We start from the raw sequence: 24,944 nt of genomic DNA on the forward strand, positions 1-24,944 counted from the left end.
TTTTTTTGACCACACTATGCACAAACACAAAATATATTCCCTAAAGAAAAAAGCATTTTGGTATTGGATGCGTATTTTAATAATGTTCAGTATTTTATTGCTGTTTTTAATTTTTTATATTTCCAAACAGCTTCAGCATGAAACCTACCAGGGAATTCATCAGACAATGGATCTTTATGTCCAGCAGTTAAATAAGAGTATGGAAACTGCTGAAAACTGTCTCTGGGAATTCGCTAATAACAATACTGATGTTGTCGATACGATCACTTCCAAAAACAACCCAAACGCAGTGATTTCCCAGATTAAAGCCTCCAGGCTTTTGGATAATACTTTAAGTTACATGACAGACATTGACGGTATGTTTGTTTATGGAAAAGCAAACGACCATTTTGTCTGCCGCTATAAAAATGGGGGCTCCAATGACTGTAGTTCCTACATGAAAAAGCTTTTACGTCAGTCGGGAGAGGACGCCTCCGCTCTCAACTTCAAGAGTTGGTATTATATAGAGCTGGAACGCCATACCTATCTGATCCGAATTATCAATGATCTCCATGGCTATCTTGGTGCCTGGATCCGTCTGGATGAACTGAATACTCCATTTGATGATTCAAATACCATTTTTCTGTTTGCTGATGAAAATGGTATTCCATACGACAACGAAAGCTGGTCCGATTTTAAACTGTCTACCGACTTTTCTACCCAGAAACCTCATCGGATCCGCGGAAAGGACGGTATACAATATTTACAGGTCGCTGAAAAGCTTCCTTCTTCTACCTGCTCCTTAAATGCACTCATCCCCTCCGAAGAAGTCAACACTCCTATTTACAATATGCTCAAGCTTCTGCTCGGGGGTGCTCTGCTGATTTTCGTGGTTTCTCTTTTATGGACCGTTTCCTATGAACACCTGATTTCAAAGCCTCTTGATCTGATCCGGAAAATGGCATCACAGGTCAAAGAGGAACAACAGGTGCCGCACCCGGATCTTTCCAATGAGCGGTGTGAGGAGGTTCTGGAAATCGGTGAAACACTGAATAAGCTGATGAATCGAATTGAGAAGTTAAAAATCAATGTTTATGAGGATAAATTAAATCTGAAGGCACTGGAGATTCAGTATCTGAAATCCCAGGTAGCGCCGCACTCTCTGATCAACTGTCTCTCCGCAATCGCATCAATGCCATTCACGGAAGAAGGAAGGCGGCTCACAAATGAATTCGTCCGCACACTTTCGAATCATTTGCGGTACACCCTGCAGGATAAGACAGCCGTTCCTTTGAAAGAAGAACTGAAATACGTAGAAAATTTTCTGGAGATGACAGAACTGCGGTTTCCAGGCTGTCTGAACTGGGAAATCCATGTGGATGAGAAATGCAGGAATGCTTCTGTTTTTCCGATCATTCTGCTGATGTTTACAGAAAATACCATCAAGCACAACATGATCATGGGCGAAGAGCTCCGTGTCCGTATCACCGGCAGCCTTGTGGAGCGCAATGGTGAAAAATATGTGGTTCTCACTCATCTCGACTCCGGCAGTGGTTATTTTGAAGAGGATCTGGAATACCTGAACCGGCCAGTTTCCCAGCAGGTTCATGACTTTGATGGAAAAAAAATCGGAACCTACAATCTGCTCAAACGGCTTTATCTTGTTTATGGAGAAAAAGCCCATGCGCATTTTTCCAACGAACCCGGATGGGGTGCAAGATCAGAGGTTACGATTCCATACATTCCATACCGGGAGGATGGCAATCCGCCGGAAAACAAAATTGAAACATCGGAACCTCTTTTTTCACATGCTTCCGACACACCTCAGGTCCCCGGCAAAAGAAACGAGAGCTAAAGCTTGTTTGAAAAAGGCTTTCGGCTTGCTTTTTGTAACGATTCAAATCCATGCGAAACGGAAGAAAGGAACAGGGCTTTTACAATGAACATTTTAGTAGTGGATGATGAATATTATATTGTGAAAAACATTATCGAAACGACAGACTGGTCGGCGCTCGGGATTGAGCAGGCGTTTCCTGCCTACAGTGCCAGCCAGGCAAAACGAATTTTTGAGGGTTCCCAGGATATTGATATTCTTTTGACTGACATCGAAATGCCGCGCGAAACCGGTCTGCAGTTAGTGGAATGGCTGCATGAGAACAATTTTCATCCCATCGTACTCGTTCTGACCGGCCATCAGCGATTTGATTATGCGCAGGAAGCGCTGAATTTACATATTTTCTCCTACCTGTTAAAACCAATCGACCCGGATCAGCTTATGGAAAAGCTGGCGGCGGCTGTGCAGGAGGTGAAAAAAAATGCATGGTATGAGAAAGAGCGGCTGAATATGGAAGAGCACCTCTCCACCGATGCCTCGGACCCGATCAGCGTCATCAAGGACTATATCCGTTCGCATCTTTCCGATCCTGAACTGGGCCGCACCTCCATCGCCGAGAAAATCCACATGAACCCGGACTACCTGTCCCACATTTTCAGTACGAAAACAGGAGCGTCGCTCAGTAGCTACATCATGGACGAACGTATGACAACCGCAAAACGTCTGCTTGCCACCACCAGCTTCTCCCCCCAGCAAATCTGTGACCAGATCGGAATCGCAAACGTTTCCTACTTTTACCGGCAGTTCAAGAAAAGCAGTGGAGTGACACCGCAGCAGTATCGGGAGAAGCATTTTCATGGATAATCACGAGCCCTGGAGCGTGCCTGGAAAAGGTCTCCAGCGCACAAAAAAACAGAGTGTATTGGAATTCTTCGTTTCCATACACTCTGTCTCATTTCTTACCCACAAAAATCCGCCAGATCCTCTTTCAGATAGTTCTGCGTCTTCTCCAGATCTTTCTCCCGGATACTCTGCATAATATCGTTATGATGCGCAATGTCCAGTGCCGGGTTTACGTTGGACCAGGTCTGCCAGTAAAACTGGGCGTAAGCGCGTTTTAAGACGTTCATGGTGCGTTCAAGCTCCTGATATGCGTAAGCGTTGCCGGAGAAGGAAATCAGCTTCAGATGGAATGCTGTATTTGCCTCCCAGTGATCCCATACGCTGTCGGTGCTCTGTTTGCATCTCTCATCAATCTCGGCAAGCTCCGCCAGATTTTCTTCGGTGATATGTCCGATCGACTGACGAAGATATCCGCCCTCGAGAACAAGGCGGAAATCCAGAATATTCTGTGCCTCTTCGCGGGACACGCTGACAACCTGGTAGCCGAAGCGCGGGAAGCTGCGGAGGATTCCCTCATTGCAGAGCGTCACAAGGGCTTCACGGATCGGTGTCTTGCTGCAGCCGAATTTCTGTACCAGCTCCTGCTCGTTGATAATTTGATTGGGTTTATATTCATCGGTAAAAATGCCGTTCAAAATGGCCTGATATACCATATTTTTAAGGCTTTCCTGTTGTTTTTTCATAAGGGGAAACTCCTTATCTTTTATTTTCTTCACTTTTGCGCATCCTGATTTTTTTCTTCTCCAAATGCGCCTTATTTTTTATCTTAACAAATTTTTTTTTGCTTGTAAATGCCGTGCTCCCAGATTTTTACCGGTAAAAAAAAGGAAAATGATGTTTTCACCATTTTCCCTCTTCTGTTCCCTCATTGGACGTTATCGCTTATTCTGTCTGCCGTCAGATTACATACTCATTCGACTTCTGCATCTGCCATTCCACCAGATCTGCCAGCGTAATATTGTCCACCACACTGTTGATGGCATCGTTCAGTTTTTTCCAGAGCATCACCGTAACGCACTGATCTTCCCTGCCGCAGTCGGCGCCGTCTTCTACACAGTCCACCGGCGCAAGGCTGCCCTCGGTCAGACGCAGGATCATGCCCACGGTATATTCTTCCGGCTTTCGTTTCAGGGAATAACCGCCCGCCGGGCCGCGCACACTTTTTACGAAACCAGCTTTATTCAAAATCGAGATGATCTGTTCCAGATATTTTTCCGAAATCTCCTGCCGCTTTGCCACATCTTTCAAACGCACCGGTTCGCCGGTATTGTTGAGTGCAAGATCCAGCATCAGGCGAAGCGCATACCGTCCTCTTGTCGAAACTTTCATTTTATTTCCTCCGAATATATGTCATGATAAAAATACCTTCTTTTATTTTATTCCATATTCTCTACATATTCAATAGGAAATATAACACAAACCCAAAGCATGTCCGAAAAATGCAATAACTTTTTATCCGCTTTCCATGCTTACTTATCATCTCAAATCCTGCGCAATCTCTTCTCCCATCTTCTCTACCGCATCCACAATCTCCCGGATCTGCTCTCCGGTAATTCCATCGATATGCACGCCACCGGTGCAGACGGTCACGGTACGGCAGGCACAACAGATTTTTTCCGCCAGCATCCGGCACAGTACCTCATCTTTATGTCCGGTGCGGTTCCATACCGAGGAAGTCGCACTCCAGCTCCCGTCTCCGGTCAGCGATTCCCGTGGTACGGCCTGCACCACACAGCCGATATGCGGCTTTTCTCCTCCGGCGAGACAGATCTGAAAATCTTCACCGATCTTCATTACCGTCACTTCCATCGTGCATCCTGTAGCTGTTGTCTTTTTTGTCAGCATCCTTTCCATCTCCGGTACTCCTTTACTTCCACGCCGAACGGCAAAAGCAGTTTGGCCGCAAGATGTGTCACCATATCGTCGATGGACTCCGGTTTCTGATAAAAGGTCATCATCGGCGGAACAATCCATACATTTGACAATCTCGACAGTTCGTACAGATTCCGCAGATGAATTTCACTCATCGGTGTCTCCCGCGCTGCCAGTACAAGCGGGCGTTTCTCCTTGATCGTCACATCCGCCGCACGCAGCAGCAGATTGTCGGTGTATCCGCTTACAATTCCTGCCGCTGTTTTCATGCTGCACGGCACAATCACCATGCCTTCTGTCCGGTACGACCCGCTCGCCGGGCCTGCACCGATGTTGTCCTGCTCGAGCACTTCATCTGCCAGCGCTTCCACCTGCGAAACACTCCAGTCTGTCTCCTGTTCCAGCGTCAGCTTTGCACTGCGGCTCATCACCAGAAGGGAACGGTATTCCTCACTATCCCGCAGAATTTCAAGGCACTTCATCAGCAGCGGCATTCCACTCGCCCCGGAAGCGCCAACTACAATCCGTTTTTCCACAGCCATCCGTCTCGTTCCTTCCTTTTATCCACAGATTCCATCGATCCATGCGAATAACTCGTCGAGGTCGTAGTCGCCTGCATGCGGCGTATTCCATGGGGAATGGTAATCAACCTCACAGCCCGCCTCGCGCAGTTTTGCCGTCAGCATTGCCGAGATCACCAGAGAGGTGTCGCGGTCGCACTCGCCGTGGCGGATGCGGAAATGCTGTGCTTTTTCTGCTTTTTCGTCCATAATGTATTCCATTGGATTCATCATTTTCACAACTTCTGCTTCCGCACACGCGCCCTGTGCTTTCGTGTGTGCTGTGCTGTATTCCGTGAAGTGACGGCAGTTTGTCGTCTCGTTTCCAAACAGATCATTCTCCGGGCTTTCCAGATCCAGCGCATCAAAAGCAGGTGCCGTTTTCATCCGGGTGATGTCTTTGACATAAGCGGTAAAATCCATGCCCTGCACTTTGCCGTTCTCGACGATCAGCCATGGTTTATCTGATAAATCCACACCCTGGTCAGATGCTCTCTGCGCAGATTCCATCACAACGCGTTTTACATATTCCTTCAGGGATCCTTCTCCGTCTGCATCAAGTGTCAGTGGATCTCCGTTTTCATCCTTCAATCCAAGGCTGTTTACATATGCCGGAAACATTGCTTTTTCCTCTGCCGAAACAAGGATCTGTTCTTTCGTCATCTCGCCATCCACCGGTGTGAAAACCGGGCGGCCGCCCTCATCCATTTTCATGTTGGCACGGTGAAAATCATTTACTCCGCAAAATTCCCATTCATACGCCATGTCTGCGTGTTCAAGGTTTGTGATTGGGCAGTAGCAGGAAGCCGCAAACACGTTATCTCCGGCATCCGCCGCGCCAAGTGCCTGCAGATACGGCTCATAGTCCGGGTGATTTCCCGTGCTTCCCATCAGGGATGACAGCGCACCTCCGGCACTCGTTCCATTGGTGATAATTTTGCTCGCATCGCCAGGCAGCTCATCCGCGAAAAAGTGGAGATATCGCACGGCTGCTTTATAATCAACCACGCAGGATGGTGCTTTTCCGTTGTACCGGCCATCTGCCCCCTTCTGCACTCTGCCGCGGATTGCCGGGGATGCCACAACATAGCCGTGCTGCAGTGCACGAAAAATCGTGTTGGGTCTGCCCTGTAAAAATGGATTCGTTCCAGGCTCATCCGCCGGACCCGGCATGTAGCCGCCGACCGTATTCGGCATGAAAACCGGCGCGCTCCCTAAATCATAGCCATGCAGGGATGCTCCCTCATAATAGCATTCCGGCACAAAAAGATTCATCTTCTGAAACTCTTCATTAACCGGTTTTTCCACATAAATCAGGTCGCGGAACGCCCGAAACCGGATCGTCTCGCCACACAGTGTTACTTCTTCTATTGTATAATCGTTTTTCTCAAATTTCAGCATACCAGGCTACTCTCCTTTTTTGACAAAATATACTTTTTAGAACACAATATAACATTTTTTTGCAAAACATGCTTTTATTCCTCGTCCAGCCAGTGTTTCGGATCAACTTCCAGAAACCTCGCCCGCACAAATCTTTTCTTCTGATCATACGGCACGGTACAGTCAAAAATTGTCTTGCATGCAATTCCGTGATCGCGGATCGATGGCGAACACGTCGGATCGTTTGACGGATCGAGCGGATGACACCGGACACCTGGGATCGTGATGATATCCGCATCGCCCTGGAATCGTGTGTTCATTGCCCAAAGGACATCGTTCATATCGAAGCAGTCCACGTCCTCATCCACGAGAAATACATGTTTCAGTTCACTGAATGCAGAAAAAGCCAGCAGCGCCGCCTGACGCTGTCTTCCCTCATCACTTGGACCAAGCTTTTTAAATTGAAGAACAGCCATATATTTTCCGCCGCCCGCAGAACCACAGTACACATTCCGGAGTCGTCCCGGCATTGCTTTTTCTACCATGCCATAGATACTCGCTTCCGTCGGAATGCCCGCCATGGAAACATGTTCCTCGCTTGGTCCGATGCAGGTCTGCATGATCGGATTTCGCCGGTGTGTTACCGCTTTTACTTTAATCAGGCGGCACTGATCGCTCGCCGGACCGGTATAACCCGGAAATTCCGGCATGGCGTAACCGGTGTGGCTGTTCTGATCTTCCTGCACACGCACGCCCGGGATAACCTCGCCCTCGATCACATACTCTGCATTCGCAATTGCCATCTCATTTACCGAAACGCAATGGCACAGTTCCACCGGCTCTTTCCGCAGCGCACCTGCAACCGAAAGCTCATCGTAACCAAGCGGTGTTGTCGGCGGCTCAAAGCAGGAACCGATCTCAATCGCAGGATCGACGCCGATGCTGATGGAAATCGGCAGTTTCTGGCCAAGCTCCTCCGCACGGTCTGCCATCGCGCCGATATGGCGTGCACCCGGCGTGAAGAAAATCGAAAGTTCGTCTTTTCCCTGAATACAGAGACGGTGAATCGTCACATCGTGCAGCCCGGTATCCGGGTGAGAAGCGTAACACATGCCAAGCGTGATGTACGGGCCTGCGTCATCCGGCGTGTTGGTCGGTGCCGGGACGAGGCGGTTCAGATCAAAATCGGGATCCGTCGCCAGATGCACAACCTCCTGACACGGCGGCGCACCCTGAAATTCCACCGGTGCAACCGGCTTTTCCACGCTGTGATACAGCATTTTCCCAAGATTCTCCGGCTCACAGTCCAGAAGTGCAGCCACACGCTTCCGGCTCGCCAGGACACCGATCGCAACACTTGCGTCCGGGTGGCCTTTGATATTGCGGAAAATCATTGCCGGTCCTTCTTTCGTCGGACGTTTTACCGTTCCGCCCGCGCCGACATAGCGGTAAACTCCGGCAAGCTCCGCCATCGGATCAACTGCAACATCCGTCTCGGCAAGCTGTCCCGGCATATTTTTCAATCGTTCCAGCGCACTGCGCAGATCTCTTACTTTTTCAGCCATAATCATTCTCCTTATTCCCCAAATCAAAACTATCTCATAGAATGTTCTTTTTTGTACTCCATTCAGCCAGCAAATCCATCGGATCCTCTCCATCCACTTTCCCTGCTGCATGTTTTATCCTTTTTTATTTTAAAAAGAAACCTTTGTGGAATCAATTCGATCTGTGGTACAATTGTTTCCAGAATGGAATGAATGAAATGGAATGATTTTCAAAAGGAGGTTCTCTCTTATGACCATGGAACAGATCGACTTTTTTCTGATGACCGTCCGATGCGACACTTTTTTAGAAGCTGCAGAAAATCTTCATATCGCACAGTCCACGCTCTCGAAGCAGATCCAGAAGCTGGAATCCGAACTGAATCTCACCCTCTTCGACCGCACCCGCCGCCAGGCGGTTCTGACTCCGGCAGGCAAGCTGTTCTGCCAGGAAGCCTCAGAGCTCTCCCGCCAGTATCATCAGATGCTGCAGAAAATGCGCCACTTTAAAGAGTCGGAACGCCAGCCGCTCCGCGTCGGCTCTCTTCCGTTTCTGACGCAGTATCATCTCACCTCCCGCATCCGCGCTTTCGCACATACGCATCCGGAGGTTGAACTGATGCTGGAAGAGTGTGAAGAAAACGAGCTGATGGACGGTCTGCAGTCCGGTCGTTTTGATCTTGTCATTGCACGGGATTCCATGATTTCACCGCAGAAATATCACTTTGTACCTCTCGCAAAGGATCGTCTCTGTGTGATGCTCCCCATCGATCATCCGCTTGCAGAAAAATCTTCCCTGACAATCGCTGACATTGCCAGAGAACCTCTGATTCTTATGCATCCCTATACCTCGATTTATCAGCTCTGTATGCAACTATTTGAAAAGGCAGACCAAAAGCCGCACATCCTGCGCACTGCCCGCCTGGAATCCATGATAAGCTCCGTGGAAGTCGGCGAAGCCTTAAGCCTGTTTGCCGGGAGTAACTTTGCATTGTTCCACCACCCAAACGTCACCGCCGTTCCTCTGCGCGACGCACCGCCTCTTGTGATCGGTGCCGCGTATCCGCTCAAAATGAAAGCATCAAAAAAGCCGGGAAATATCTCTGCACAGACGCTGAAATCATTTGTCTTTTTTATTCAAAATCCCGTATAAAAACACGCTTCTGGTGCTTTCAAACATGCCAGCGGCGTAACGCTGACGCAGCATGAGACAGACCTATGGTTAATAGCAGGCAAAAACAAAAATAGCTGGTAAAATGTCTGACGATCGCCGGAACCGATATTTACCATCCGATCCAGGACGATCTGACCGGTGCGGAAATCGCTTTTGGCGGTGATATGATTCGTTCTCTGAAAAACGACAACTATCTTGTTATGGAAACCGAGGCACAGGAATTTCCAGGATGGATGCCATACAAGGGCCAGCTCCGCCAGCAGGCTTACAGCCATCTTGCCTCCGGTGCAAACAGCGTCATGTACTGGCACTGGCATTCGATTCATAATACGCTCTGGCATCATAATTTCCCATGCGGTTTATCTAAGCCCAAAAAAGAAGCATGTTTGTTTTTTCAAACACGCTTCTTTTTTTTGTATGCTTTTTTATATTCTCTTTTGCTTTGTATCCTTTTTACTGAACTGCCTCAAATGCCTCATCCAGATCCTCGATGATATCGTCGATGTTCTCGGTACCGATGGAAAGACGGATGGTGTTTGGTTTGATTCCCTGATCCAGCAGTTCTTCCTCGGTGCACTGGCTGTGTGTAGTGGTTGCCGGATGGATAACCAGAGATTTTACGTCGGCAACGTTAGCCAGCAGGGAGAACAGCTCCAGATTGTCGATGAAATCTTTTGCTTTCTGTGCATCACCTTTGATTTCGAAGGTGAAGATGGAACCGCCGCCGTTCGGGAAGTATTTTGCGTACAGTGCCTGCTGCTCCGGATCATCGGATACAGACGGATGATGTACTTTTTCTACCTGTGGCTGGCTCTCCAGATATTTTACAACCTTCAGCGCGTTCTCTACATGACGCTCTACACGGAGAGACAGTGTCTCAAGTCCCTGCAGAAGCAGGAAGGAATTGACCGGAGAAAGAGTTGCTCCTGTATCACGAAGAAGGATCGCACGTACTTTTGTAACGAATGCAGCAGGTCCAACTGCTTTTGTAAAGCTGATGCCGTGGTAGCTCGGGTTTGGCTCGGTCAGGGATGCGAATTTGCCGGATCCCTCCCAGTCGAATTTACCGCTGTCTACGATCACACCGCCAAGGGTAGTTCCGTGACCGCCGATAAATTTGGTTGCGGAATGTACAACGATATCTGCGCCGTACTCGATCGGGCGAACCAGATACGGAGTTGCGAAGGTGTTGTCTACAACCAGCGGGATTTTATTCTCATGTGCGATTTTTGCGAGTGCTTCGATATCTACCACATCGGAGTTCGGGTTTCCAAGCGTCTCGATGTAGATTGCTTTTGTGTTCTCCTGAACGGCTGCGCGAACCTCATCCAGATCGAATACATCAACAAATGTGGTGCTGATGCCGTACTGTGGAAGGGTGTGTGCCAGAAGGTTGTAGGAACCACCGTAAATGTTCTTTGCAGATACGATATGGTCACCTTTCTGTGCCAGGTTGATGATGGTGTAGTTGATAGCTGCTGCTCCGGAAGCTACTGCAAGTGCCGCAACGCCGCCCTCCAGTGCTGCCATTCTCTGCTCGAAGACGTCCTCTGTCGGATTAGTCAGACGACCGTAGATGTTTCCTGCATCCTGAAGTCCGAATCTTGCTGCCGCGTGATCGGAGTTATTGAATACGAAAGAAGAGGTCTGATAGATCGGAACTGCTCTTGCTCCGGTTGCCGGATCCGGATTTTCCTGTCCTACGTGAAGCTGTAAGGTTTCAAATTTAAGATTTCTTTCTGCTCTTGTTTTTTTGCTCATGATTGTATTCTCCTGTTCTGTTTTTCGTTTTTCTATTTCTTTTCATGTTCGATTTTCTATTATCTATCGGAACCGGTTGTCATCCTGTTCTGTCCATGCTGCAATGCGGCTCCGTTTTCTTTCGGTTTTATCTGCTTACGCTGCAACACATGACATCATAGATCACGATTCGATTCTCTGCGAAAACTGCTCTCATTCTCTTCGCTTCCTCTCGTTTTTGTGATATTTCCTATCTGTTTACAAGGATTATTATAGCGACAGTCTTCTGCTTTGTCCAATATAGAAAATTGATGGCCAGTTATAGGTTTTTCCTATAACTATTCTTTATCGCCACTCTTTTTTCTTCTAAAATTCCTATATCCAATCACGCTGCATAAAACAAGATAACAAACGCAATTCATCTCCCACAGGCTGGGACTCGCAGCTTGCGAAAAGCCTTTTTCAAACACACTCCGGAGAGTTAAAGCGGATATTCACAATCCGATTCGCTACTTGCTCATAACCGAATAGCTGCTTCGCAGCTTATCAGGAGTGGCTTATACCACTCCTAATACAAGCAAGTCCCCACCCACTGCTTATTGCTTTTCGCAATGGAAACAGGGGACTTACTTGATTCGGTTAAAGTCTTCTTGTTTCTCCCTTTTCTTACAGCACAAGCTCCTTATATTTCCGAATTTCTTCCAAATACTGCTGTCCCAGTGCGCTGATCGACATACCCTTCCTGGAAACATAACCGATCATCATGTTTTCCTCTGCATGAAGCGGCACCGCGCGGTAATCACTGCCGTTTAATTCCTCACAGATAATGCCGGAGCAGAGCGTATAGCCATTCAGTCCGACCATCAGATTCAGCATGGTCGCGCGGTCATTTGCCTTAATGATTCTCTTATATTCATACGTCGAAAGCACTTCCTCTGCCAGGAAGAACGAATTGTTGCTTCCCTGATCAAATGACAAGCATGGATATTCCTTCAGCTCCTCCATGGTGATCTCCGCCTGATCCGCAAGCGGATGATCTTTCCATAGATAGACGTACGTTCCGCAGGAAAACAGGTCGTGAAACTCGAGGTTATTATCCTTCAGCAGCTTGTTCAGCACCTTCGCATTAAAGTCATTCCGATACAAAATCCCAAGCTCACTCTTGAAGTTTTTTACATCCATCAGCACATCGTACGTTCTCGTCTCATAAACCGCAAACTCGTACTCATCCATACCAAACTGCTTCACCAGCTCCACGAACGCCTTTACGGCAAAACTGTAATGCTGCATCGACACGCTGAATTTTTTCTTTCCCTTGGTGCGATAAATATAGCGGTTCTCGAGAAGCTGATACTGGTCTGTGACCTGACGTGCGTAACCCAGAAACTCCTCGCCCTCCGGGGTCAGTACTGTTCCGTGGCTGCTGCGCTTGAACAGCTCAATTCCAATCTCTTTTTCCAGCTCCTTGATTGCTCCGGAGAGACTCGGCTGTGAAATATAGAGTGCCTTTGCCGCCTCATTCATGGATCTGGAATCTGCGGCCCGAATTACGTAGCGAAGCTGTTGTAATGTCATAAGTAAAGTTCCCTTTCTGGTATAAATTAATATGCGAAACTGCCATTCGCGGTGGAGAGAAAATGCCGCGGATGGCAGTGTTCGCTGATATCTATTATTTTAAAATCTGAAGCTGTTCCCTTTTATTTGGCAAACAGGGCTGTGGAATAGTATCTATCTCCGTTATCCGGCAGGAGCACAACGATGGTTTTGCCTTTATTTTCCTCTCGTTTTGCGAGCTGGATCGCCGCATACAGAGCTGCTCCGGAGGAAATTCCTGCGAGAATCGCTTCCTCGGCTGCCAGATATCTTCCGGTCTCGAAAGCGTCCTCATTTTCTACTTTGATGATTTCATCGTAAATGCTGGTGTTCAGTGTATCCGGCACAAAGCCTGCGCCAATTCCCTGGATTTTGTGCGGTCCGGAAACGCCGTCGGACAGTACCGGGGAGGATGCCGGTTCTACTGCTACGATTTTTACTTCCGGTTTTTTCTCTTTTAAATATTCACCCGTTCCGGTGATGGTTCCGCCGGTGCCGACACCTGCAACAAAGATATCAACCTCTCCGTCGGTGTCTTCCCAGATCTCCGGTCCTGTTGTCTTTTTGTGGGTTGCCGGGTTTGCCGGGTTCACAAACTGGCCTGCGATAAAGCTGTTCGGAATCTCTTTGGCAAGCTCATCGGCTTTCTCGATCGCACCCTTCATACCCTTTGTTCCGTCCGTCAGAACAACCTCTGCGCCGTATGCTTTTACAATGTTGCGGCGCTCTACGCTCATGGTTTCCGGCATCGTAAGGATCATACGATAGCCTTTTACGGTAGCTGCCGCTGCCAGTCCGATTCCAGTGTTTCCGGAAGTCGGCTCAATGATAACGGAACCTTCTTTTAAGAGACCTTTTGCCTCAGCATCCTCGATCATCGCTTTTGCGATACGGTCTTTGACGCTTCCTGCCGGATTGAAGGATTCTACTTTTGCGATCAGTTTCGCCTGCAGTCCTTCTTTTTCTTCAATTCGTTTCAGTTCTACCAGCGGAGTTTTTCCTACAAGATCCAGAATGCTGTCATATACCTTTGCCATCGTTGATTTCCTCCTTACTTTTGCTCGCTTTTTCTCTATTTCCCTATTTCCTATTGAGTTTGTATGTTTTAAGTTGTTTCCATCTTATTCCAATCGTTTTAAAATGTCAACACATTTCACTGATATGATCAGAAAAGATGGTTAGAGCAGACCTGCAAGCGCAATACTGACCGCCATTCCGACCAGGGAAGAGAGCAATGCACCCGCCAGTGTGTACCGCGTTTTTTTGATGTGGACCGCTCCGAAATAGACCGCCATCGTATAAAAAACCGTCTCCGTGCACGACATCATAATCGAAGCCGCCCGTCCGGCGAAGGAATCACACCCCGCCTCTTTGTAGAGATCCAGCAGCAAACTCACCGCCGCACTGTTGGAAAAGAAGCGCACAACCCCGAGCGGCACCAGGGCAGAAGGAATCCCCGCCGGTTCCAGCACCGTTCCGAGCAGTTTTCCAAAATCCTCCAGAAACCCCGATGACCGCAGCACACCGACCGCCGCCATCAGCCCGATTAAGGTCGGCACAATTCCGATCACCGTCCGCATGCCGTCCTTCGCCCCGTTCAGAAAATCGCCGAACACATCCTGTTTCATCAAAAGCCCCAGTCCGACCACATAAAAAATCAGCACGGGAACCATCAGATCCGAAAGTGCCGAAAGAATACGCAAAAAAATCCCCTCCCCGGAAAAATCCTATCAGATACACTCCGATACAATTTATTCCGCGGGCGGGGATTTATGTAATTTTATTTCACTTTAATCTGAAACAGACGCGCCATATACGTCTCCGGGAAGTGAATCTGCAGCGTCTTGCTGTAGTCATCGTAATGGAACACATCACCGCATGCTTTCGGGTAAATGCAGGAAACCTCCAGTTCTTTCCCTGGGAATGCTCGGTTCAGCGGAACTTCAAAATCAGCCTCTCCGCCGCGTCTCCATACACCAAGATAAATCACATCCCCCGGCACGCGGATGCCGGCTGCGAGGTGCTTGTCCTCATTATCCGCCCATCCCATCGGCCAGAACGGAACGCCGTCCTTGATGCCGCTGCGGATCTCCTTGTAGCAGTCAATTCCCTCTTTTACAAGATCAAACCGCTCCGGCGAAATCTCTGCAAGGTGGCCGCTCTGATGGATACGAAGCAGCAGCGCATTCACCATATTGAAAATAACTTCCTCTTCGGTGCCGTCCCGCAGCGGATACGACCAGATCGCCGCCTGCTCCGGCGTCACGCCGATGGCTGCATTCGCCGAGATCGTCGCATAATTCCGGTAATCCTCCTGATCACTCGTCGACTGAATACTGTTTCTCGCCAGCATCGCATAGTCCATGCGGAGACCGCCGCTCGAGCAGTTCTCAATCACAAGATCCGGGTACTTTTTATAAATGCCGTCCAGCCATGCCAGATACGCTCTCTCATGCTCAAGAAGGCCATCTCCAAAACTGTCCGCATCGACTTCCGTACCAATACCAGGTTCAATATTGTAATCCATCTTAATATAACCAACGCCGTAATCCCTTACCACACGGTCAATGACTTCCGTCACATGTTCAATGACCAGCGGATGACGGAAATCGAGCTGATACCGGCTTCTGTCATACACACGCTTTCCATGACGCAGGAAGAAACACTCATCCGGCAGAATCGAAGCCTTCTTACAGTTAATACCCATAACCTCAAGCTCCAGCCATACCCCAGGAATCATGCCCTTCGACCGAATATAATCCGTCACCTCACGCACACCGTTCGGAAAACGTTTTTTACTCTCCTGCCACTCACCGACACTGTCCCACCAGTTGCCGTCCGCATACCAGCCCGCATCAATAACAAAATATTCACATCCGGCCTTCTCGGCAGCATCCACCAGCGGAAACTCTTTTTCCGTCGTCGGATCCCCGAACAGGCAGTTCATATAATCATTAAAAATAACCGGCAGATTCTCATTATCCTTATTCGGACGGCGGATCCTTCTGCGGTACTTCGTCAAAGTACCAACCGCCTCCTCAAAATCATCATGCCCAACGCCAACAGCCACCGGAACCGTTGTAAAACTGTCGCCCGGTTTCAGATTCTTCGACCAGTGCGACTGAATCTCCGTCGGTCCGCTGACAGCTAAATAGAAATGGCAGTTCTGATCCCCAATCTCATAATGCCAGGAACCACTGTGATCAATCTCAAAAAATAGACTCGAATCCGCCGCACTGTTCCCAATATACCCCATCGGAATATACTCCTTCGCCGACCAGTTACCCGTATTCGTAACCTCAATCGTCTTCGAAGTCCTCTGATAATTATGCGGCTGTGTCTGCGCCATGCCAAGATCTGCAAACCGGTACTTCTTCACCGTCAGCTCCTTCTGCCATCCATTGTGAACCACAACCATCGACATCTTGTCATCCGAGCTGACAAGCTCTGGAATTCCCTCTTTCTGTTCCTTCTCAATACCCCAGTAACTAAAACTCGAAATGTACTCCAGTGTCTGGTCTTCCTTTCCTTCGTTCGTCACTGTATTGTACATTCTCGCAACCGGAATCCCATCAAAAAACTGCATCACAGACTCCACCTTCGCGCCCGTCACATCATCCGACTGCACAATCCGAAGCAGATCCCCGTTCTCATTTCTCTCCTCCGAAATCGAATCAAACTTCAGCATAAAGCCCGGAGCCGTCACAATGTACTTATTACCATGCTTCTCATACGGCCGGTTATACCCGGAAAAATTCACCTGCACCAGCTGAAAACTCTCCTTAATCTGAGCCTCGCGCATCCCTTCCATCGGCCACCAGTTATCCGGCTTCCGGCAAAGATTCTCCGCGTCAAACGGTGCATGTGAAAAATGAAACAGCTTCAGCTGATTCTCTTCCGTCACCCCAAACACAATATGAATTCCATTCACATCATAACAAATCAGCTCCGCCTTGATCGGGGTCTCAATCCTGCTCGTCCATTTCTGCATCTTAAAAACCCTCCTTTGGAAATTTTTCTCATATTTCCAGCATATAACTTGTCCCCTCTAAAGTCCAGCACATTCTTGCTTTTTCCATCCTATTCTTTTCAACCATCTTGCGCCGATCCGCCCTTCAGGCGGATCCAGACTTTCCTCCCGTTCTCACTCCTATCTCACGCGCCAGCCGTTATTTCACAACCCCAAACGTCGCAATCTCAAACTCCCGGAGTGTCACATGATACACCCCGTTCTCATCCGGGCAAAGTACCTCACCCTTCTCTTCCACTACATTACTGCGGTAAACCTCTTTCATCCAGCTCTCCTTTCGGAAGGAAAGCACCTCATCCTGCGGCATATTGTTCACAAACCGCACAAACAGATCGTCCTTTGCAAGTCCCTTCTTAAACGCCGTCAGATGAATTCCTTCCCCTTCAAAGCGGAGGAAGCTCATTTCCAGCGGCATCTCGCCCGATACGAGTTCCGGTTTTACCTGACCCGGCTTTCTGAGCCATGCCTTTGAAAGACCGGCCTGTGCTGCTGTCAGATCCTGCTGGAATGCATAACCCTCGGCAAATGCCTCGCCTGTCTTACCAGCTGCATACGGCACAACTTCAAACTCCAGGGTAAACGTTCCGATCTGCTGCGCCTTTGGCGTCGGAAAATAACCCCAGTCGCCCATCTCCGCAACGGAGCGAAGCAGCGTTACCGCAATCGCATTCTCCTCATCCGCCAGAACCTCATATTCATACAATCCGCGGTTTGCCACAAGAATACCATTGGTCTCATCTTCCATTGCAGCAAAACACTGCTGTCTTTCACATCCGCAGGGATTCGTCCAGGTATCATTATGACGGTTATTTCTCTTTACAACCTCAAAGGCAGAATCTGCCAGATGCGTAGACGTATTCAGACCCGTCGGCATTACAACGCGGACTCTGTGATCCTTTGCCTGATTGCAGATTGTCGTTGCAACGTGCAGGCCTTTTCCCGATTTTTCCAGTGTCAGAACCGTCTTTACTTCCATCGGAACCAGTTCCTTCGAACGGTTTGCCACACGCGTATATGGGTCAATACACATCTCACGCTGTCTCTGCAGTTTCTCTCCCATACCAGACGGAATCATCATTTCGTGACAGATCTCAACTACCGTGCGGAATGCATTTTTCTCCACACAGCGAATCTCAGCTTTCATGCCTTTCGTTGTGATTGTCTGTTTTCCAGAGTCCTGAATATAAATATATTCATTTCCCATATCTCCGGTATCTTCATAGAATCCCAGATTTTCATACGTTCTTCCGGTTTCCTTATTCAGAATCTGGTAGGAACCGTCCTCATTGACCGTAACTTTCAGGTTTTCATTTTCCAGAACGCGCTCATTCGCAAAATCTGCAGAGGTTTCCTGGTTCTGATCCGGCTCTGCCTGCTCCAGATAATATGTTGCATATCCCATCGCCGGAACTTCTGCCTCAAACGTTACCAGCACCTTCTTTGCCATATATGGCTGACGGAACCGGTCATCCGGCAGATCGTACCCGAAGGAAATTCCTGCATTTTCGATTTTTGCCGGAACTGCATTTCCGTTTGCATCGCGAAGCACCAGATTTGGCATTTCTACCGCCTCCGCCGCCTCATAACCATCCCATACAAACAGATTGTAATCGCGGAACAGATGCAGTTCTTTTGCAATGACCTGTTTTTTCGCGGTGCCAGAAGTATTCCATACAACGAACGGAATCTTTTCGCTGTTTCCAGGAAGTGCCGCGGTATTCACCTGATCGGTCAGATATTCTACACTCTCATCGTAAATCGCATCCGCCACCTGTCTGCTCTTCGCAAAGCGGGTTTTCATTTCTTCATTTACTTCATCGACGCTGCAGCCGCAGATGCTGTCATGCGGATGATTCTGCATCAGCTTTTTCCAGCTGTAAATCATCTGGTCTTCCGGGTATGCTTTGCCAAGCACCTCTGCCATGGCTGCCGCCGGTTCTGCTTTCCGCTCCAGTGCTGTTTCGCCGGCACGGTTGTCCACTTTCAGTCCCATCCAGGAAGAAGCGGTGTTTGCCAGGGTCCATCTTCCGTCTGTTTCCTGGCTTGTCAGCTCGCCCTTTACCGTAGAGAAATTCTCGGAAATTTCTTTTTCCATTGCCTTTACATAGGTTTTGAAATCCGAATGAATAAATTCCATGTCCGGGTATAGTTTCCGTGCGACACGGATTGCCTCGGTAATGTCCTTCTGCAATGGCTGATGGTCGCATCCGTTCATCATCAGAAGCTGATGTGTTGCCGCAAATTTTCTCGCATCGGCCAGTTTTTTATCCCAGTAAACTTTTGCTTCTGCCTCATCCACCGGAATCTCCACTCCGTTGTTATACCAGTTTGCAAACAGAATACCCGGCAGTTTCGTTCCGTCCGGGGATGCCCACATCATTTCGGAATACGTGGACTCATACTGTCCTCCGGTTACCTCATTATTCGGTCCGATCGGTTTTACGCCGCGTCCGAACACAACCGCATCCATGCCCGCCTGCTTCAGCACCTGCGGCATCTGTCCCGCATTTCCGAATGCATCCGGGAAATAACCGACATTTCCGATCGCTCCGTAACGCGCTGCTTCCTGCATGCCGACCTGAAGATTGCGGACACATGCCTCACCGCTGGTCAGAAACTCATCCTGCAGAATGTACCACGGGCCAGTCTGGATTTTTCCTTCACGGACACATTTTTCCACCTGCTCGCGTTTTTCCGGGCGCACTTCCAGGTAATCGTCCAGGGCAATCGTCTGTCCATCCAGGAAAAATCCGCCAAATTCCGGATCGTTCTCTGCTTTTTCCAAAATATTGTCTACCAGCTCAATCAGTTTCATTCTGTGTTTTTCAAAAGACTGATACCACTCTCTGTCCCAGTGGGAATGGGAAATAATATGAACAGTTGTTTTCATGATGTGTTTCCTCCTGTTATAAAAATGATTTTCAAACTTAAAACTCTTTCTATTTAAGTCTTGTTCCTGTATTGCCATGTTGATTTGATATATCATATCATAAAAAAACGCAATGCTTCTGTCAAGTATTTCTGCATTTTTCCTATGTTTTTCCATGATTTTATATCATTTTCTTTTTGCTTGATATATCATTTTTAGTTTGACTTATCTTTTTCCCGAGATTATAATACAAAACAAGTCGACATCACACTTTTACAAATACAGTTGTCACCAATCATACTATTTGAGGAATTTTACAGACATGGATAGAAATAAAAGAATAACGAAACCCAAATATGAAATCATCAAAGAAGCTCTTTTAGAGCGCATCCGCACCGGACAGTTTTCTTCCGATGCCGTGTTCTGCACGGAAAAAATGCTCTCGGAGCAATATGAGGTAAGCCGCATCACAGCAAAGCGGGCGATTGAAGATCTGGAACAGCAGGGAATCCTGTATCGAAAACGCGGCGTTGGAAGCTTTGTCTCGCAGAAAATCCCACCGGTTTCCTCCTCCGCATCAGAAACCGACAGCAAATCAAAAATGGTTTCCCTGCTGCTTCCCTTTGCCACAACACAGGGAAACATTTCGGAAACGATTGGTTCCTTAAGTGCCGCACTGGCGGAAAAAGGATACTTTTTAAGCATTCATATCACCGGCTCTTCCTCTCCGAAGGAACGTACGACACTGGAACTGCTCCGTTCTCAGAACATCGCCGGACTTGTCTACTATCCCAAGCGTGACAATATCCACCTGGAACAGTTAAACGATTTCCTGTTTGCAAACCGCCCGGTTGTCATCATCGACAAGCAGACCGACTGTCCGTATTTAAACAATGTTGTCTGCGACAATTACGATGGCGGACGGCAGCTCACCCGTCACCTCCTGGAACAGGGGCATCGCAACATCGCCTTTTTCACAACAGCTCCCCTTTCCGAAACCTCGTCGGTCCGTGATCGTTTCGGCGGATTTTTGCACGAAATGAAAGCTGCCGGAATCATGCCCGATTCCCAGCAGCTTGTCACCTGGCCCCATTCTCTTTCTGAAGAGGATGCCCTTTCCACAGAACTGACTTCTTTTCAGCAGCAGCTCCTTGCTCTGCATCAAAATGGAATCACTGCTCTTCTCGCAGAAAATGACCAGGTTGCCGAACTTATTTTCCTTGCCTGCCGTACCATTGGCCTTAGGATTCCGGAAGATCTCTGTCTCTGTGGTTTTGATGACACGAGTCTCAGTCGAAGTCTTGAAATTACCTCTATTCATCAGGACTTTGAAAGCATCGGACGGGAAGCCAGCCAGATTCTCCTTTCCGCACTGGAAAACCCTGCGGCGGAACCGGAAAAAATTGTACTGCCGGTGACACTTGTTCCCCGGGCATCCTCGCTTCGAATGATAAAAACAGAATCCTAAAACCAGATCATTTTTCATCTGAATTTTCTTCCAGAAATTTTCGGATCTTCTCTGGCGGCAGCAATGCATAAATACTTTTATGGAATGTTGCCGCCACTTCCAGTTCTCCGTAATATCCTGTACGCACATCACAATTTCCCTGGAATGCCTCCCGCAGTATCGCATTCAGCGCTGCTCCCTCATCACTGTCCATAAAATCTTTCAGCATCCGGCAGCAGGTGTGCGTGTTTTCATAATAGCGGCGGTATGCCGGATGAAATTCCCGCATCCATCCGCTCACGGATACACAGAACAACGCCGTCGGATGGATCACCGGCTGATAAAGAAGACGCCATTTTTCCTGCTGTACTGGATCTGCCGCAAACGCAAGCAAAGAAACTTTCAGCTCTTCCACAAAACCCGGATAATCTTCCTCCGTCAGAGAGATAATTTTCTGATTGCGCAGATACTGGTTGATGTTCGTCGCATCAATCTGCTCCGGAGAAATGTACTGTAAATAACGAGACATCATTTTCAAATCCGTACCGGCGTGCTCAATCGTATGCTGTGTGATTTTCTGCCACAAAAACTGCTGATATTCCGTAACCGGCGTATCCAGATATGCCATCCACAAATACTGTGCCAGCAGCCGGGCATCCCGGGATTCCATCTGATTCCGGGTAGGATCCTCCGGGCAAAAATCGGTATCTGCAAGCATCCCCGCAAGCTGTTCAAGCGACTGGCACACAGGAAGCTGTCCGCTCAGACGATCCATTTCGCTGATCGTCTGCTGAATGGTAAGCATCTGCGACTGGAGTGCATTCAGCTGTTTATGCAGATAAAATGGTGTTGTGCGCGGCTTGTGAAGAATCGCGCGGATATCCGCCAGTGAAAGTCCTGCCTCGCGCAGCTTGCGGATGATAAAAAGTTTTTGAATATCTGCTTCTGAAAAATCATGGTAACCGTTATGTTCATCAACAACAGGCGAGATCATCTTCTGATCGATATAATAATAAACCGTCCTCCTGGACAATCCTGTTTTTTTGATTACTTCCTGAATTCTCATTGTTGCACCCCGTTTTTCCTTTTGTCCAGTCATTCCCCCGCATTCTGACTGTTTCTCTTTTTTTTCACTCTTTTTCTTTCTGTTTTTCCGCTTTTTTCGTTTTGATTTTATAAAAGCATACACCTGGTGTATACTTTTGTTTCCTATTATATCCTGTTTTCCCTCAAAAAGCCACGTAACAATTCTCTTTTTCCATAGAAATCTTCTGCTTTTGAGAAAAGAATGCTGTTTATTTCTGAAAAAATTTGCATTGACTGTCCACCAACGATATCCCGTATAATAAAGGAAAAGATTTGCAACAAAATTTAAGAGAAAGGAAATATCCCGTTTTTTGTATTCTCCAAAACGAATCGTCATTCAGAGTCAAATGATTTTTCATGCAAAATTCATTTTTCTCCGAATCGTTAAAAAAATAAAAACTACAGCCTGCATAATCAGTTTTCATTGATACGAAAAAACGGGATCGGGTGAATGGTATGATGTTAAAAGATAAAGTTGCAATTGTTACCGGCGGAACCAGAGGAATCGGCTATGCCATTGTGCACAAATTTCTGCAGAACGGCGCGAAAGTCGTCCTGTTCGGATCCCGGGAAGAGACCGTTGTAAAAGCGGTTGCATCTTTAAAAGAAGAAAACCCGGACTGGGAAGTTTCCGGTGCATGGCCAAAGCTGACCGATGCAGCTGCCATGGTAGATGAGATCAACAAAGTCAAAGAAAAATACGGCAAAATCGATATTCTTGTGAACAACGCCGGTGTCTCAGACAGTACACCAATTGACAAGTATACCGCAGAGCGCTTTGCTAGTGTCATGGATCTAAATGTCAACGCCATGATGAACGGCATCCTTCCAACCGTTGCTATTATGAAAGAACAGGGCGGCGGCTGTATTTTAAATACCAGCTCAATGGTCAGCATCTGCGGCCAGCCGGGCGGCGTTGCCTATCCATCCAGTAAATATGCGGTCAACGGTCTGACCTGGTCCCTCGCACGGGAACTTGGTCCTTTCCATATCCGTGTAAACGCGGTTGCACCTGGCATCACCCGTACCGATATGGTTGCCGCACTTCCAAAAGAAATGATTGATCCACTCATCAACCGCATTCCTCTTCGAAGAATTGGTGAGGCAGAAGACATTGCAAACGCTTTCCTCTTCCTGGCAAGCGATATGGCTTCGTATGTAACCGGAGAAATTCTTTCCGTGGATGGGGCGATGAGATCCTGATTTATTTTTCATCCAGTTGTACACCATTTTCTGATTTTGGGGTTATCTGCATAAAATCTATAGTTTTATAATAGAAAAAATCCTGCAAGACGTTAAACTATCTCTCAACCTTCCGCTTTTCATTTTGAAGATTGGGAGGCCGTTCATGTCCCACAGGATTTTTTCCTATATAGCAGCAGATATTCTCAATCCGATTCGCTGCTTATTGTTTTTCACCATGGAAGCAAAGGACTTCCTTGATTTGGTTAAATCATATTTGGAAACTTCTAAAGTGTCAGTTGACGTAGTTAGAAAAACAGCATCACCACTCCCAGCGCACAAAGCAAAATTCCCGTCACGCGGTTCAGCATTTTCACATTTGCCCCGTTGGCCCATTTCGCTCCAATCTGTGCAAAGACCAGGGTACTGATGACACAGGCAATCAGAATTGGAATGTCCGGCGCGCCGCCGATATAAAAATGGGAGATCGCACCGGTCAGAGCTGTAAAGGTCATAATAAAGACGCTCGTTCCAACTCCTGTTTTCAGTTCATATCCGAGCACGCTGGTCAGCACCAGAAGCAGCATCATGCCACCGCCTGCTCCGACAAATCCACAGATAAATCCAATCACAACACCGCAGAGAATCGACTGCTGGATTTTCTGTTTTTCTGATTTATTTGCCTGTACTTCTTTCGTCGTCATGATCGGACGGATGATAAATTTCAGTCCGACAAACAGTGTCATCACTTTCGAAAATCCGCCCATGGTTCCATTTGGCACCAGCGAAGATACGAAGCTGCCGACCAGTGTAAAAATCAGAACAGATATCAGCATAATCACGCCATGGCGGATATCAATGTTTTTATTCTTTTTATAAGTCCAGGCACTTACTCCTGATGCCAGCACATCCGATGCCAGCGCAATGCCAATCGCCTGATAAGCCGGCATGTGTAAAAAGGTAATCAGCATCGGTGAAACAACGGCCGCTGCGGAGAGTCCCGCAAGTCCCGTGCCAAGGCCGGCGCCAAGACCAGCCACAATACATACGATAAGTTGTGTTATTGTCATAGTTTTTCTGTCATCCGCTTAGATCCGTTGCACTTTTCCTGTACTTTGCCATTTAGGGGCAGATGACTGTTTTCCTCCTCTTTCTGTTTTTGTTTTGTCTTATTTTTCTATTATGTTCTTCTCTCTGGCTTTCAGCGTTTTTATTTTTCCGTCACGTTCCTCCGAATCAGCTCGCATAATCTGAGAAATTCTTCCCTGTCTTCTCTGGAAATTCCGGAAAACAACGATTCTCCAAACGCTCTCTGGCAATCCTGTCCAAAGCGGATAATTTCTGATGCACTTTCTTCTAGCTTCAAATGCACTTTCTTGCGATCCGCCGCATCTGTTTCTTTTTGAATGTATCCTTTTTCACACAGCTTGTTCACTGCCAGTGAAACATGCGATTTCTGCATTTTCCGCACACGCACAATATCCACTGCAAGATCAAACTGGCTGTTATTCGCAAGAAACAGCAGAACATCCACTTCCGCAGCTGACAGATCATAACGCACCATGACCTTTTTTCGGTACTGGTTGTATTTTCGTTCTACCTCCACTGCAAATTGCCATTGTTCATCAAACATACTTTTTCACCTTCTTTTTTAACTTGATATTCTTATTTGTTCTATTTTGAACTTTTTTGTATAATAGTTCTTTTTTGAACATTTGTCAAGGAGTGTACACGGAAAACGTTCGAACTTATAA

General features: G+C 47.7%; 21 protein-coding genes and 1 pseudogene. 7 read left to right on the forward strand and 15 right to left on the reverse strand.

Annotated elements, in window-relative coordinates; genetic code table 11:
• Positions 1 to 166 precede the first annotated feature (166 nt).
• Positions 167 to 1,834 carry a sensor histidine kinase gene (locus I2G42_RS07705; RefSeq protein WP_158555009.1) on the forward strand — a complete coding sequence of 556 codons (1,668 nt, stop codon included), beginning with the start codon at positions 167 to 169 and terminating at the stop codon, positions 1,832 to 1,834.
• Positions 1,835 to 1,918: 84 nt separating this feature from the next.
• Complete coding sequence (locus tag I2G42_RS07710) at positions 1,919 to 2,677, forward strand: response regulator transcription factor (protein ID WP_055226214.1); 759 nt, start codon at positions 1,919 to 1,921, stop codon at positions 2,675 to 2,677.
• A 95-nt stretch (positions 2,678 to 2,772) separates the two neighbouring features.
• Here the strand turns inward: I2G42_RS07710 and I2G42_RS07715 are convergent, their stop codons facing one another.
• The 6 genes from I2G42_RS07715 to I2G42_RS07740 form a co-directional block, all read right to left on the reverse strand.
• Entirely contained in the window at positions 2,773 to 3,399 is a 627-nt protein-coding gene (locus I2G42_RS07715; protein WP_055226212.1) for a GntR family transcriptional regulator, read from the reverse strand.
• A 214-nt stretch (positions 3,400 to 3,613) separates the two neighbouring features.
• Positions 3,614 to 4,045, reverse strand: a complete 432-nt coding sequence (locus I2G42_RS07720; protein WP_055226207.1) for an RrF2 family transcriptional regulator — start codon at positions 4,043 to 4,045, stop codon at positions 3,614 to 3,616.
• A 147-nt stretch (positions 4,046 to 4,192) separates the two neighbouring features.
• Complete coding sequence (gene lpdD / locus I2G42_RS07725; protein ID WP_082424856.1) at positions 4,193 to 4,561, reverse strand: prenylated flavin chaperone LpdD; 369 nt, start codon at positions 4,559 to 4,561, stop codon at positions 4,193 to 4,195.
• Positions 4,555 to 5,130: a UbiX family flavin prenyltransferase gene (locus I2G42_RS07730; RefSeq protein WP_055226203.1), complete on the reverse strand. Its 576-nt coding sequence runs from the start codon at positions 5,128 to 5,130 to the stop codon at positions 4,555 to 4,557. Before I2G42_RS07730 ends, lpdD begins: the two co-directional genes overlap by 7 nt.
• Positions 5,131 to 5,148: 18 nt before the next feature.
• Complete coding sequence (locus I2G42_RS07735) at positions 5,149 to 6,549, reverse strand: subtype B tannase (RefSeq protein ID WP_055226202.1); 1,401 nt, start codon at positions 6,547 to 6,549, stop codon at positions 5,149 to 5,151.
• Between the two features lie 74 nt (positions 6,550 to 6,623).
• Entirely contained in the window at positions 6,624 to 8,093 is a 1,470-nt protein-coding gene (locus I2G42_RS07740) for a UbiD family decarboxylase (protein WP_055226200.1), read from the reverse strand.
• Positions 8,094 to 8,322: 229 nt separating this feature from the next.
• Here I2G42_RS07740 and I2G42_RS07745 point away from each other — a divergent pair, with 229 nt between their 5' ends.
• A complete protein-coding gene (locus I2G42_RS07745; protein ID WP_055226198.1) occupies positions 8,323 to 9,222 on the forward strand; it encodes a LysR family transcriptional regulator in 900 nt (299 codons plus the stop codon).
• 101 nt (positions 9,223 to 9,323) lie between these two features.
• Positions 9,324 to 9,578, forward strand: a pseudogene (locus tag I2G42_RS16815) (beta-galactosidase); the annotation flags it as partial.
• Positions 9,579 to 9,696: 118 nt separating this feature from the next.
• On the opposite strand, the gene I2G42_RS07755 reads toward I2G42_RS16815, so the two are convergent.
• The gene (locus tag I2G42_RS07755; protein WP_055226193.1) at positions 9,697 to 11,004 is read right to left on the reverse strand and encodes an O-acetylhomoserine aminocarboxypropyltransferase/cysteine synthase family protein; all 1,308 of its coding nucleotides are present in this window, start codon (positions 11,002 to 11,004) and stop codon (positions 9,697 to 9,699) included.
• Between the two features lie 373 nt (positions 11,005 to 11,377).
• On the opposite strand from I2G42_RS07755, the gene I2G42_RS16980 reads away from it, so the two are divergent.
• Positions 11,378 to 11,506 carry a DUF6783 domain-containing protein gene (locus tag I2G42_RS16980; protein ID WP_416388227.1) on the forward strand — a complete coding sequence of 43 codons (129 nt, stop codon included), beginning with the start codon at positions 11,378 to 11,380 and terminating at the stop codon, positions 11,504 to 11,506.
• A 143-nt stretch (positions 11,507 to 11,649) separates the two neighbouring features.
• Here the strand turns inward: I2G42_RS16980 and I2G42_RS07760 are convergent, their stop codons facing one another.
• The 5 genes from I2G42_RS07760 to I2G42_RS07780 all read right to left on the reverse strand — a co-directional run bounded on the left by I2G42_RS07760 (position 11,650) and on the right by I2G42_RS07780 (position 19,496).
• Positions 11,650 to 12,558 (reverse strand): LysR family transcriptional regulator, encoded by a 909-nt coding sequence (locus I2G42_RS07760; protein ID WP_055226191.1) that lies wholly within the window; start codon positions 12,556 to 12,558, stop codon positions 11,650 to 11,652.
• Between the two features lie 122 nt (positions 12,559 to 12,680).
• The gene (gene cysK / locus I2G42_RS07765; protein WP_117804466.1) at positions 12,681 to 13,613 is read right to left on the reverse strand and encodes a cysteine synthase A; all 933 of its coding nucleotides are present in this window, start codon (positions 13,611 to 13,613) and stop codon (positions 12,681 to 12,683) included.
• A gap of 141 nt (positions 13,614 to 13,754) precedes the next feature.
• Positions 13,755 to 14,279 (reverse strand): spore maturation protein, encoded by a 525-nt coding sequence (locus I2G42_RS07770; RefSeq protein ID WP_195530918.1) that lies wholly within the window; start codon positions 14,277 to 14,279, stop codon positions 13,755 to 13,757.
• Positions 14,280 to 14,356: 77 nt separating this feature from the next.
• Positions 14,357 to 16,567 (reverse strand): glycoside hydrolase family 36 protein, encoded by a 2,211-nt coding sequence (locus I2G42_RS07775; RefSeq protein ID WP_195530919.1) that lies wholly within the window; start codon positions 16,565 to 16,567, stop codon positions 14,357 to 14,359.
• Between the two features lie 178 nt (positions 16,568 to 16,745).
• Positions 16,746 to 19,496, reverse strand: coding sequence for an alpha-mannosidase (locus I2G42_RS07780; protein ID WP_195530920.1), 2,751 nt, complete (start codon positions 19,494 to 19,496; stop codon positions 16,746 to 16,748).
• Between the two features lie 301 nt (positions 19,497 to 19,797).
• Here I2G42_RS07780 and I2G42_RS07785 point away from each other — a divergent pair, with 301 nt between their 5' ends.
• Positions 19,798 to 20,943: a substrate-binding domain-containing protein gene (locus I2G42_RS07785; protein WP_195530921.1), complete on the forward strand. Its 1,146-nt coding sequence runs from the start codon at positions 19,798 to 19,800 to the stop codon at positions 20,941 to 20,943.
• Positions 20,944 to 20,950: 7 nt separating this feature from the next.
• On the opposite strand, the gene I2G42_RS07790 is transcribed toward I2G42_RS07785, so the two are convergent.
• Positions 20,951 to 21,988 carry a helix-turn-helix domain-containing protein gene (locus tag I2G42_RS07790; RefSeq protein WP_195530922.1) on the reverse strand — a complete coding sequence of 346 codons (1,038 nt, stop codon included), beginning with the start codon at positions 21,986 to 21,988 and terminating at the stop codon, positions 20,951 to 20,953.
• A 476-nt stretch (positions 21,989 to 22,464) separates the two neighbouring features.
• On the opposite strand from I2G42_RS07790, the gene I2G42_RS07795 reads away from it, so the two are divergent.
• On the forward strand, positions 22,465 to 23,211 hold the full coding sequence (locus I2G42_RS07795) for an SDR family NAD(P)-dependent oxidoreductase (RefSeq protein WP_199696581.1): 747 nt from the start codon (positions 22,465 to 22,467) through the stop codon (positions 23,209 to 23,211).
• A 287-nt stretch (positions 23,212 to 23,498) separates the two neighbouring features.
• On the opposite strand, the gene I2G42_RS07800 is transcribed toward I2G42_RS07795, so the two are convergent.
• Together I2G42_RS07800 and I2G42_RS07805 are read right to left on the reverse strand one after the other, a co-directional pair.
• Positions 23,499 to 24,260, reverse strand: coding sequence for a sulfite exporter TauE/SafE family protein (locus I2G42_RS07800; protein ID WP_117801823.1), 762 nt, complete (start codon positions 24,258 to 24,260; stop codon positions 23,499 to 23,501).
• A 140-nt stretch (positions 24,261 to 24,400) separates the two neighbouring features.
• The gene (locus I2G42_RS07805; RefSeq protein WP_055226165.1) at positions 24,401 to 24,823 is read right to left on the reverse strand and encodes a MarR family winged helix-turn-helix transcriptional regulator; all 423 of its coding nucleotides are present in this window, start codon (positions 24,821 to 24,823) and stop codon (positions 24,401 to 24,403) included.
• Between the last annotated feature and the right edge of the window lie 121 nt (positions 24,824 to 24,944).

Source organism: Fusicatenibacter saccharivorans, from assembly GCF_015557635.1.
GTDB classification, from domain to species: Bacteria; Bacillota; Clostridia; order Lachnospirales; family Lachnospiraceae; genus Fusicatenibacter; species Fusicatenibacter saccharivorans.

What these genes read in the sequence shown, in the direction of transcription:
- I2G42_RS07705 (WP_158555009.1), top strand. Translation starts at nt 167, where the DNA reads ATGGATCTTTATGTCCAGCAGTTAAATAAGAGTATGGAAACTGCTGAA.
- I2G42_RS07710 (WP_055226214.1), top strand. Translation starts at nt 1,919, where the DNA reads ATGAACATTTTAGTAGTGGATGATGAATATTATATTGTGAAAAACATT.
- I2G42_RS07715 (WP_055226212.1), bottom strand. Translation starts at nt 3,399, where the DNA reads ATGAAAAAACAACAGGAAAGCCTTAAAAATATGGTATATCAGGCCATT.
- I2G42_RS07720 (WP_055226207.1), bottom strand. Translation starts at nt 4,045, where the DNA reads ATGAAAGTTTCGACAAGAGGACGGTATGCGCTTCGCCTGATGCTGGAT.
- lpdD (WP_082424856.1), bottom strand. Translation starts at nt 4,561, where the DNA reads ATGCTGACAAAAAAGACAACAGCTACAGGATGCACGATGGAAGTGACG.
- I2G42_RS07730 (WP_055226203.1), bottom strand. Translation starts at nt 5,130, where the DNA reads ATGGCTGTGGAAAAACGGATTGTAGTTGGCGCTTCCGGGGCGAGTGGA.
- I2G42_RS07735 (WP_055226202.1), bottom strand. Translation starts at nt 6,549, where the DNA reads ATGCTGAAATTTGAGAAAAACGATTATACAATAGAAGAAGTAACACTG.
- I2G42_RS07740 (WP_055226200.1), bottom strand. Translation starts at nt 8,093, where the DNA reads ATGGCTGAAAAAGTAAGAGATCTGCGCAGTGCGCTGGAACGATTGAAA.
- I2G42_RS07745 (WP_055226198.1), top strand. Translation starts at nt 8,323, where the DNA reads ATGACCATGGAACAGATCGACTTTTTTCTGATGACCGTCCGATGCGAC.
- I2G42_RS07755 (WP_055226193.1), bottom strand. Translation starts at nt 11,004, where the DNA reads ATGAGCAAAAAAACAAGAGCAGAAAGAAATCTTAAATTTGAAACCTTA.
- I2G42_RS07760 (WP_055226191.1), bottom strand. Translation starts at nt 12,558, where the DNA reads ATGACATTACAACAGCTTCGCTACGTAATTCGGGCCGCAGATTCCAGA.
- cysK (WP_117804466.1), bottom strand. Translation starts at nt 13,613, where the DNA reads ATGGCAAAGGTATATGACAGCATTCTGGATCTTGTAGGAAAAACTCCG.
- I2G42_RS07775 (WP_195530919.1), bottom strand. Translation starts at nt 16,567, where the DNA reads ATGCAGAAATGGACGAGCAGGATTGAGACCCCGATCAAGGCGGAGCTG.
- I2G42_RS07780 (WP_195530920.1), bottom strand. Translation starts at nt 19,496, where the DNA reads ATGAAAACAACTGTTCATATTATTTCCCATTCCCACTGGGACAGAGAG.
- I2G42_RS07785 (WP_195530921.1), top strand. Translation starts at nt 19,798, where the DNA reads ATGGATAGAAATAAAAGAATAACGAAACCCAAATATGAAATCATCAAA.
- I2G42_RS07790 (WP_195530922.1), bottom strand. Translation starts at nt 21,988, where the DNA reads ATGAGAATTCAGGAAGTAATCAAAAAAACAGGATTGTCCAGGAGGACG.
- I2G42_RS07795 (WP_199696581.1), top strand. Translation starts at nt 22,465, where the DNA reads ATGATGTTAAAAGATAAAGTTGCAATTGTTACCGGCGGAACCAGAGGA.
- I2G42_RS07800 (WP_117801823.1), bottom strand. Translation starts at nt 24,260, where the DNA reads ATGACAATAACACAACTTATCGTATGTATTGTGGCTGGTCTTGGCGCC.
- I2G42_RS07805 (WP_055226165.1), bottom strand. Translation starts at nt 24,823, where the DNA reads ATGTTTGATGAACAATGGCAATTTGCAGTGGAGGTAGAACGAAAATAC.